Origin of the sequence: Gluconobacter kanchanaburiensis NBRC 103587 (genome assembly GCF_007988905.1) — a bacterium.
GTDB classification, from domain to species: Bacteria; Pseudomonadota; Alphaproteobacteria; order Acetobacterales; family Acetobacteraceae; genus Gluconobacter; species Gluconobacter kanchanaburiensis.
In genome coordinates this window covers 55,932-62,772 of sequence record NZ_BJVA01000016.1, presented here as the reverse complement: position 1 = coordinate 62,772, position 6,841 = coordinate 55,932, and the positions used below count along the sequence as shown (strand labels likewise).

General features: G+C 57.5%; 9 protein-coding genes, 1 tRNA gene and 1 pseudogene. 9 read left to right on the top strand and 2 right to left on the bottom strand.

Annotated features, from left to right (window positions below):
* Positions 1–99: 99 nt before the first annotated feature.
* Both GKA01_RS11385 and GKA01_RS11380 read right to left on the bottom strand, forming a co-directional pair.
* Entirely contained in the window at positions 100–534 is a 435-nt protein-coding gene (locus tag GKA01_RS11385) for a hypothetical protein (protein WP_146863064.1), read from the bottom strand.
* Between the two features lie 77 nt (positions 535–611).
* A complete protein-coding gene (locus GKA01_RS11380; RefSeq protein WP_146863061.1) occupies positions 612–890 on the bottom strand; it encodes a hypothetical protein in 279 nt (92 codons plus the stop codon).
* Positions 891–977: 87 nt separating this feature from the next.
* Here GKA01_RS11380 and GKA01_RS11375 point away from each other — a divergent pair, with 87 nt between their 5' ends.
* The 9 genes and pseudogenes from GKA01_RS11375 (at position 978) to GKA01_RS13860 (ending at position 6,797) form a co-directional block, all read left to right on the top strand.
* Complete coding sequence (locus tag GKA01_RS11375; RefSeq protein ID WP_146863058.1) at positions 978–2,153, top strand: ABC transporter ATP-binding protein; 1,176 nt, start codon at positions 978–980, stop codon at positions 2,151–2,153.
* A gap of 4 nt (positions 2,154–2,157) precedes the next feature.
* Entirely contained in the window at positions 2,158–3,366 is a 1,209-nt protein-coding gene (locus GKA01_RS11370; RefSeq protein ID WP_146863055.1) for an extracellular solute-binding protein, read from the top strand.
* Complete coding sequence (locus GKA01_RS11365) at positions 3,366–3,770, top strand: hypothetical protein (protein ID WP_228120035.1); 405 nt, start codon at positions 3,366–3,368, stop codon at positions 3,768–3,770. Before GKA01_RS11370 ends, GKA01_RS11365 begins: the two co-directional genes overlap by 1 nt.
* Complete coding sequence (locus tag GKA01_RS11360) at positions 3,767–4,276, top strand: YcgN family cysteine cluster protein (RefSeq protein WP_146863052.1); 510 nt, start codon at positions 3,767–3,769, stop codon at positions 4,274–4,276. The genes GKA01_RS11365 and GKA01_RS11360 overlap by 4 nt, the downstream gene beginning before the upstream one ends.
* Positions 4,277–4,280: 4 nt before the next feature.
* A complete protein-coding gene (locus GKA01_RS11355) occupies positions 4,281–4,964 on the top strand; it encodes a M48 family metallopeptidase (RefSeq protein ID WP_146863049.1) in 684 nt (227 codons plus the stop codon).
* Between the two features lie 7 nt (positions 4,965–4,971).
* A tRNA-Leu gene (locus tag GKA01_RS11350) sits at positions 4,972–5,057 on the top strand.
* Positions 5,058–5,148: 91 nt separating this feature from the next.
* Positions 5,149–5,316 (top strand): annotated as a pseudogene (locus GKA01_RS14050) (DUF6538 domain-containing protein); the annotation flags it as partial.
* 12 nt (positions 5,317–5,328) lie between these two features.
* Complete coding sequence (locus GKA01_RS13865; RefSeq protein ID WP_228120034.1) at positions 5,329–6,453, top strand: site-specific integrase; 1,125 nt, start codon at positions 5,329–5,331, stop codon at positions 6,451–6,453.
* Positions 6,450–6,797 (top strand): tyrosine-type recombinase/integrase, encoded by a 348-nt coding sequence (locus GKA01_RS13860; RefSeq protein WP_228120033.1) that lies wholly within the window; start codon positions 6,450–6,452, stop codon positions 6,795–6,797. Before GKA01_RS13865 ends, GKA01_RS13860 begins: the two co-directional genes overlap by 4 nt.
* Positions 6,798–6,841 lie beyond the last annotated feature (44 nt).

Here is a 6,841-nt window from a genome sequence, read left to right as displayed (position 1 = left end):
CCCACTCAAATAAGAAAAGAGTCGGTAGCTGGCGAAGTGCTTACGCCATTACGCGGAGACTGACTATATGGCTTTGATCAATATCAGCCACAAAATATCTTATTTTCTGAGACCGAACAAATTCCGCACAATGGCGAACAAACGGGCAATCGTGAAACGGCCGGCCGGTCCGAAGACCAACCCCGTCAGCGCTGCCATAGCCAGAGACTGTTTGAACTCGATGAATTTGCGATCACGGCGGATACGGGCCTCGATTTCCACCGGATCCGGGATGGAACGGGCAGCCAGAAGTCCGAAAATCACGACGAACAGAAGATCAACGCCGATCACACAAAGCGCCGACTTCACATAGCTCAGACCGGCGACATCAACGAAGAACGCCCAAAGGAACCCGTGAAAAGAGATCGCCGTAAAGAACAGGAAAACCGCAGCAACGATACCGTAGGCCACTCTGCGGCCGATTCGCATTGCAGAGCGGGAAAGGATCTGCCCCTGGGCTGAAAGGACATCCTGTCCAAGTTCGATAGGCTTCATGGAAAGTAGCTTGCCTCTTCTTCAGGACGGGGCCGGACGCAATGCCGCCCGTCCCCCGCCTGGAAAGAACCGGGCTGTTACTTGGAGAAACGGCCGGCAAAGAAACCGACAACGGCCGAAATCAGAACGGCTGCAATCGGACGCGCCCGCACACGCGTCGAAACATTTTCAATTTCATGATCCGTGATTTTGCGGGCATTTGCAACGGCGTGATCCGTACGGTCAGCCGCATCGAGCAGGGCGGGGTTGATCCGGTTTTCCAGCAGTTCCTGCAACTGCTTCCGCAGACCGTCAATCTGAGCCTGCGTGGTTTCCGTGGCTACTTCAATGTTATCCTTGACGCTTTTACGGCTCATCTTCAAACCCTTTCCTGTATATCCGACCGGAGCTTTCCCGGCCTGAATTTTGTTTCGCCTATAACGATCCATTCTCACAGAGGTTGCATGTCAGGCCTGTCCGGCATTTCCCGCATGGCTCCGAAAAAGGGGAGTCTCCGCTCTTCCCGCCCCGCCCCTCTGCCAGCGGTGCCTGTGCTGGACGTCGTTGGATTGCGAACTACTATCGCTTCCCCCCCGATCGACCTGCGCCTCATGCCCGCATCGACCCTGACCCTTTTCGGCGACAGGCCTCATACCCTTTCGCTTGTCCTCGATGCGCTTGCCGGTTTTCTGCCGCATCTGGGTGGCACCATCCGAATCAACGAACGGGACGTGACATCCTCTGCTCCTTCAGAGCGGGGCATGCGGATCGTCAGCCCGCGCGACCCCCTGTTTCCTCATCTGGACCTACGGGACAATATCGCATTCAGCCTCCGGGCCGCCTTCATGAATCGAGCCGAGGCATACGCGGCTGCGGGACGGATGATTGCTCTTCTGGGCCTTGACGGGATCTCCAGCCTTCGTCCGGCACAACTCTCCCCCGAACAGTTGTTTAGAGCGCGTCTTGCCCGCGCCCTCGTCACGTCCCCTGACGTGCTGCTGCTTGACGATCCTCTGCATCAGCTCGACCCCCAAGCTACGCGCCGTGTCTCGGTTCTGCTGGGAACGGTATCGCGTGCCCTGAACCTCAGCGTAATCCAGTCCGTTTCGCGACGGGAAGATGCTCTGAGGTCTGGAGGGAAAATTGCCGTTTTCCAGGGAAGCACGCTTCTTCAGTGTGCGGATGCCGCACAGCTTTACGACCGCCCAGCCTCCGCCCAGGTTGCAACACTGTTTGGCGAAACCAATACGCTGGTCGGGCAGGTTCTCGACATCGGCGATGATGTCGCCCGGATCCACCTTGCCTGCGAAGGAGTCGTCGAGGCGATCGCTTCGGAACAGCTCGAGGTCGGACAGGAATGTCTAGTCTGCGTCAGGCCAGATCGGATTTCGCCTTTTTTCGGCTCCCAGGGTCTCGGCGTAGATGACGAGGACGAAAGGCCGGTTCAAGGCATTCTGACGGAAAGCCTCCATCTTGGCGATCACATCCGCATGCGTGTCCGCTGTGCCGAGGGAACGGAAATCGAGCTACGTCGTCCTCCTCTGCAATCCCAGAAAATTCCCTCTGCCGGGACACTCGTTCAGCTTGCCTGGCCTGCTGCCCATGCAACAGCCTTTCCGGCAGCCTCCGGAATAGACTAAGAGTATGCCTGTCCCGCGCGAACATGCCCGAAACCTTTCAGTCCAATTCAACCCCGAGGATCCTTCTGTTCTGATACGGCCCGCCCCTTCCCTGCGACAGGCTCTACCAGTCCATGACCGGACTTCCGGGAAAAGGGCCCTGTGCGCTGCCGTCCTGTGCGGCCTGCTGACGCTACCCCCAATTGCCCATGCGACAGAGCATTCAGGTCATGCCGGCTCAGGCGTGGACAGGCTCCTGGCATCCGTCAGCCATGGGTTTAACACCCTCTTTCTGCCGGGCTCCGCCTCGGCCCACAGTCACGCACGCTCCCACCACCGTCGCCGGACCGCCCATCGCAAGACCGCCACCCCCGCCGTTTCCGAACCAGGCTTTGGCGTTCCCGAAGGAACGATCGCTGCCCACGCCCTGACATCGGGCGACAGTACGCTCCGGCTAGTCGAGTGGGATGGCATCACGTCAACCCTCGAGACCGGAACGCATACAGCCAAACCACAATGGATGGCCGTTCTGGTATCTGGCTCCCAGTTGGCCCAGGCCTGTCAAGGAGGGTGGGTGCATCCTGTCGACGACAGTCCGGAGTGTGGTATTCCGGGCGGCGTCAGTGATCTCGTTCTGACCTGGGATCGATCCCGGTTGCCTGCGGCGCCAAACTGGCAGGATTTCTGGGATGTGGCCCGGCACCCCGGTCGCCGCGGACTGCATTTCGGAGCAAGAACGACGCTGGAAATTGCTCTTCTTGCCGATGGCGTTGCTCCGCGGGACATATACAGGACACTGGGTACGCAACAGGGTGTCGACCGGGCGTTTCGCAAACTGGATCTACTCCGCCCCTACATCGTGTGGTGGCATACCCCGGCGGACGCAGGCCGCATCATGGAGCAGAGCAGCGCGCTCATGCTCAGCGCGCCCAGCACGGAAGTTACAAGCGTCGAATCCAGAGTACCTGCCGGTCCGGCAACATCGCTTTTTGTTGCCGGAACCCGGGACGTCCTGCGATCGCCTCTCTTCTGGGCCGTACCGGCAAATATTCCTGCGGACACCGCACGCCACACGCTGGCACAACTGAGGATGCATGCTCCACATCTGCAGGACATGCCCAGTGCCTCTGGCACGACGCCAACATTCCTGACAGTCGACGACGCGTTCTGGTCCCTGAACGGCCCGGCTCTCGAGCAGCAGTTCGAGAACCATTTTGCACCTCAGACGCCCTGATGGCTTTCCTGTTAAGGCTTAATCTGCCGCCCATTCTCTCGGGCCTCATGGGAGCCTGTTTGCTGTTCGGGCTACTCATGCGGGTATTGCCTGCCTCTTTGCTACGGCGCCTAGGGCTGATCCTGCTTCTGCCCGGCCCAGGGCTGGCCCTCGCACTGGCCAGCACACATTACGGACCACGCTGGCTGGAGGGCGTCCTGATCGCGCCGGCTGTCATTTTCCCTACGGCCGCAACGCTGCTGACCCTGCCTCCTGGCACCACACGGGCAGCAATTGGTCTAGGGGCCAATCTTCAAATGCGCCTGCGCCTGATCTGGCTTCCCCTCCTCATGCCTTCCCTGTTTCTTTCTCTGGCTCTTGCAACCGTTTTCTCCGTTGCCTGCGCCCTTGTGGACCATTTATGAGCTCTCCTTCTGCCCCTTTCTGGCAAACCGTTCCGCTGGATCAGATGTCTTCTGAACAGTGGGAATCCCTTTGTGACGGATGCGGCCGCTGCTGTCTTAACAAACTGCGCGACGAAGACACGGACGAAGTCGTTTACACAAACGTTGCCTGCCGACTTTTGGATACCCATACCTGTCGCTGCACCGACTATGCAGATCGCCATCGCAAGGTTCCGGACTGCGTAACGCTCACCCCGAAACTTCTAGCTGAAATCGACTGGCTCCCTCCGAGCTGTTCCTACCGCCTGCTACGCGATGGTTTCGATCTTCCCGACTGGCATCCTCTTCGCACAGGGAACGAACTCGGCGTCCATGCCTCGCGTGCCTCCGTGCAGGACCGATGCATCAGCGAGCGTCGTGCCGGCCCTCTCGAGGATCATCTGGAAGACTGGCCCGGTGAATGGCCAGACCGCTCCCCGTTATGTCATGCATTGAAGAGGCCTCCATTAAAGAGACCCCACGGCTGAACTCATGTTGCCGCCGACTGTTCCCCTAATCTGGAAACGTTCGAAACGGGCAAAACGTATCACCTTGCGGATCGAGCCCGTTCGTGGCGACGTCATTGTCACGCTCCCCGACCACATCAGTCGGGACCGTGCCCTAGCGTTCGTACATCAACAGGCGGAGTGGATCACAAAAACACTGGCAGACTTACAAGCCACCCCGGAACTGACTGACGGATCAAAGGTAATGATCGAAGGGCAGAGCGTCCCCATCCTTCATGAACCCGAAGCCCGGCGCGGAACTTGGCTTGACGAGAAAGGATTACATGTCAGCGGGGAAGCGTCACACACAGCTCGCCGTGTGCGGGATTTTCTTCAATTACTGGCCCAAGAGCGCCTGCCTCGCACACTGGCGCTCCATTCCGAAAAAATGAATCTCCATCCAACCCGTCTGGATTTACGGGACGTCCGAACACGATGGGGCAGTTGCACACGCGCAGGGCGTATCATGCTAAGCTGGCGGCTGCTCATGGCTCCTACGAATGTTTGTGACTATGTCATCATCCATGAACTCGCCCATCTGCAACATTTTAATCACGGCCCTCAGTTCTGGGCGCTGGTCGATCATTTTGTACCCAACGGACACAGAGGACGACTTGCAGCGGAACGCTGGTTGAGAGAAAACGGTACAGCCCTCCTGCGCGCCGCTTGAGGGCTGTGCGAGCTTGGCGGAATGGTAGACGCACGAGACTTAAAATCTCGAGTCCTCAAGGACGTGCGGGTTCGAGTCCCGCAGCTCGCACCACTAACCTATTGAAAAGACAGAGAAAAACACCATTCGGCGTTAAAATGGGCCTTTGTCCCACAGTCTTTCCCAGAATGGGAAAGTTAGACGCATGCTGCGAATCGTCGGATCGCAATATTATTTCAGGCGTTCTGTCCCGCTAGACCTACGCCCTTGGTTGGGTCGAGGCGAAGTCTCGCATCCCCTGAAAACCTCCAGTAAGCTTATCGCACGGCAAAAAGCGGCTCTGCTGTACGCCAAAACGGGCCAGTGTTTTCAGGAGATTCGGCGCATGACGACAGAGCCAACACAAAAATCCCTGACCGCTGTCGATATCATCCGTTTCTACGAGCAGTTCGTGAAGGATTGGGAAAACTATCACAACGTCCGGCTGAAAGAAGAAGAGGCCAAACATGAGGTCGAAATGGCTCAACAGGCGCTCCGGACAAAAGCCTACACGCAGCAGGTCGACACTTTTCTAGACATCATCGCAGGACATTTCGAACAGACCGATGCTTTCCTCAACGGCTTGAAGCAGACACAGGCTGTAGGTGCGGCCGTCACGAAGACCCGCGAGGCTATGCTGCGCGATGAGATTGCGGGGCTTCGCAAACTTGTCGTCGACATCAAAGCTTCAGGCAGCGCTATCACGTCTGCGCCTGCCCTCTCTGCTGAGGAGAGACCAGAAGACGAACCGCCTCAAGCCTTGCTGCCTCCAGTCACAACGAAGCGCAAGAACACCAAGGCCCAGACCATTAGCGCGATGGCTCAACGCTTTGTTCTCAATGACGCAAGCAAGAGCGCAGACACGATAAAGGGCACGAAAACAACCCTCGACCTATTTATCGAAGCTTTTGGAGACCTACCTGTCAGCCAAGTGACTGGGACAACAGCAGGCGACTTTCACGATTTGCTCCTCGGCCTTCCCGCAACACACGGAAAATCCAAGAACCGCCTGCCCGTTCGAAAGGCCGTTGAAGCAGCCAAAGAACAAGGGCTTGAGACCGTCAGCGGCAAGACCGTGAAGAACCATTTCTCCCGCCTGTCGTCTCTCTGGTCCGTACTCGTGCAACGCGAAATCGTTGCCAAGAACCCCTGGGCGCAGTGGTCCTTCAATACGACCAAGAAGACAGAACGACGCTGTTGGACCGATGAAGAATTGGCTCTTCTCACACAGGCACAATGGGAGCATCGCGGAATCTCCCGCAGGACTTATGCGGGGATGGTCAACGTCGCTCTCTATACAGGCTTACGATTGGGCGAAATCTGCAATCTGCGCGGCCAAGACATAGAGAATATCCAAGGTGTGGCGTGCTTCCATGTCCGCCCCCATCCAGAGGACGGCTGGTCTCCGAAATCTGCCGCAGGAACACGGCTCGTTCCCATCACTCCCAGCTCATTAAGGCGGGCATCATGAGCTTTTTAAAGCCCGACCAGCACTTTCTCTTCCCGGATCTCCCGACATCAAGCGAAGGTGTCAGGGGCGCCGCGTTCGGACAGGCGTTCTCAAAACTCAAAACGAAGCTCGACCTTCCTGCCGAGATTACGTTCCACAGCTTTCGGCACACAGTTTCCACGAAGCTACGCAATCAGAATGCGAGCTTCCGGGAGTTATGGATTGACCGGGTGCTGGGACACGAAGCCTCACACCGCAGCCAAGGGACGATGAACTACACCAGCTCAATTGACGTGCAGAACCTGAAGAGCGTTATCGAAGCGTTGGAATTCCCAATGTTCAAATTAGACATTCCGGAGACCTGACGGCAGCTATGGGGGGAGCTTTCAGGTATCGGAAAAACTTAATA

Bases quoted from the DNA above. Each gene is read 5' to 3' on its own strand.
- GKA01_RS11385 (WP_146863064.1), bottom strand. From the start codon at position 534: ATGAAGCCTATCGAACTTGGACAGGATGTCCTTTCAGCCCAGGGGCAG.
- GKA01_RS11380 (WP_146863061.1), bottom strand. From the start codon at position 890: ATGAGCCGTAAAAGCGTCAAGGATAACATTGAAGTAGCCACGGAAACC.
- GKA01_RS11370 (WP_146863055.1), top strand. From the start codon at position 2,158: ATGCCTGTCCCGCGCGAACATGCCCGAAACCTTTCAGTCCAATTCAAC.
- GKA01_RS13865 (WP_228120034.1), top strand. From the start codon at position 5,329: ATGACGACAGAGCCAACACAAAAATCCCTGACCGCTGTCGATATCATC.
- GKA01_RS11360 (WP_146863052.1), top strand. From the start codon at position 3,767: ATGAGCTCTCCTTCTGCCCCTTTCTGGCAAACCGTTCCGCTGGATCAG.
- GKA01_RS11375 (WP_146863058.1), top strand. From the start codon at position 978: ATGTCAGGCCTGTCCGGCATTTCCCGCATGGCTCCGAAAAAGGGGAGT.
- GKA01_RS11355 (WP_146863049.1), top strand. From the start codon at position 4,281: ATGTTGCCGCCGACTGTTCCCCTAATCTGGAAACGTTCGAAACGGGCA.
- GKA01_RS11365 (WP_228120035.1), top strand. From the start codon at position 3,366: ATGGCTTTCCTGTTAAGGCTTAATCTGCCGCCCATTCTCTCGGGCCTC.
- GKA01_RS13860 (WP_228120033.1), top strand. From the start codon at position 6,450: ATGAGCTTTTTAAAGCCCGACCAGCACTTTCTCTTCCCGGATCTCCCG.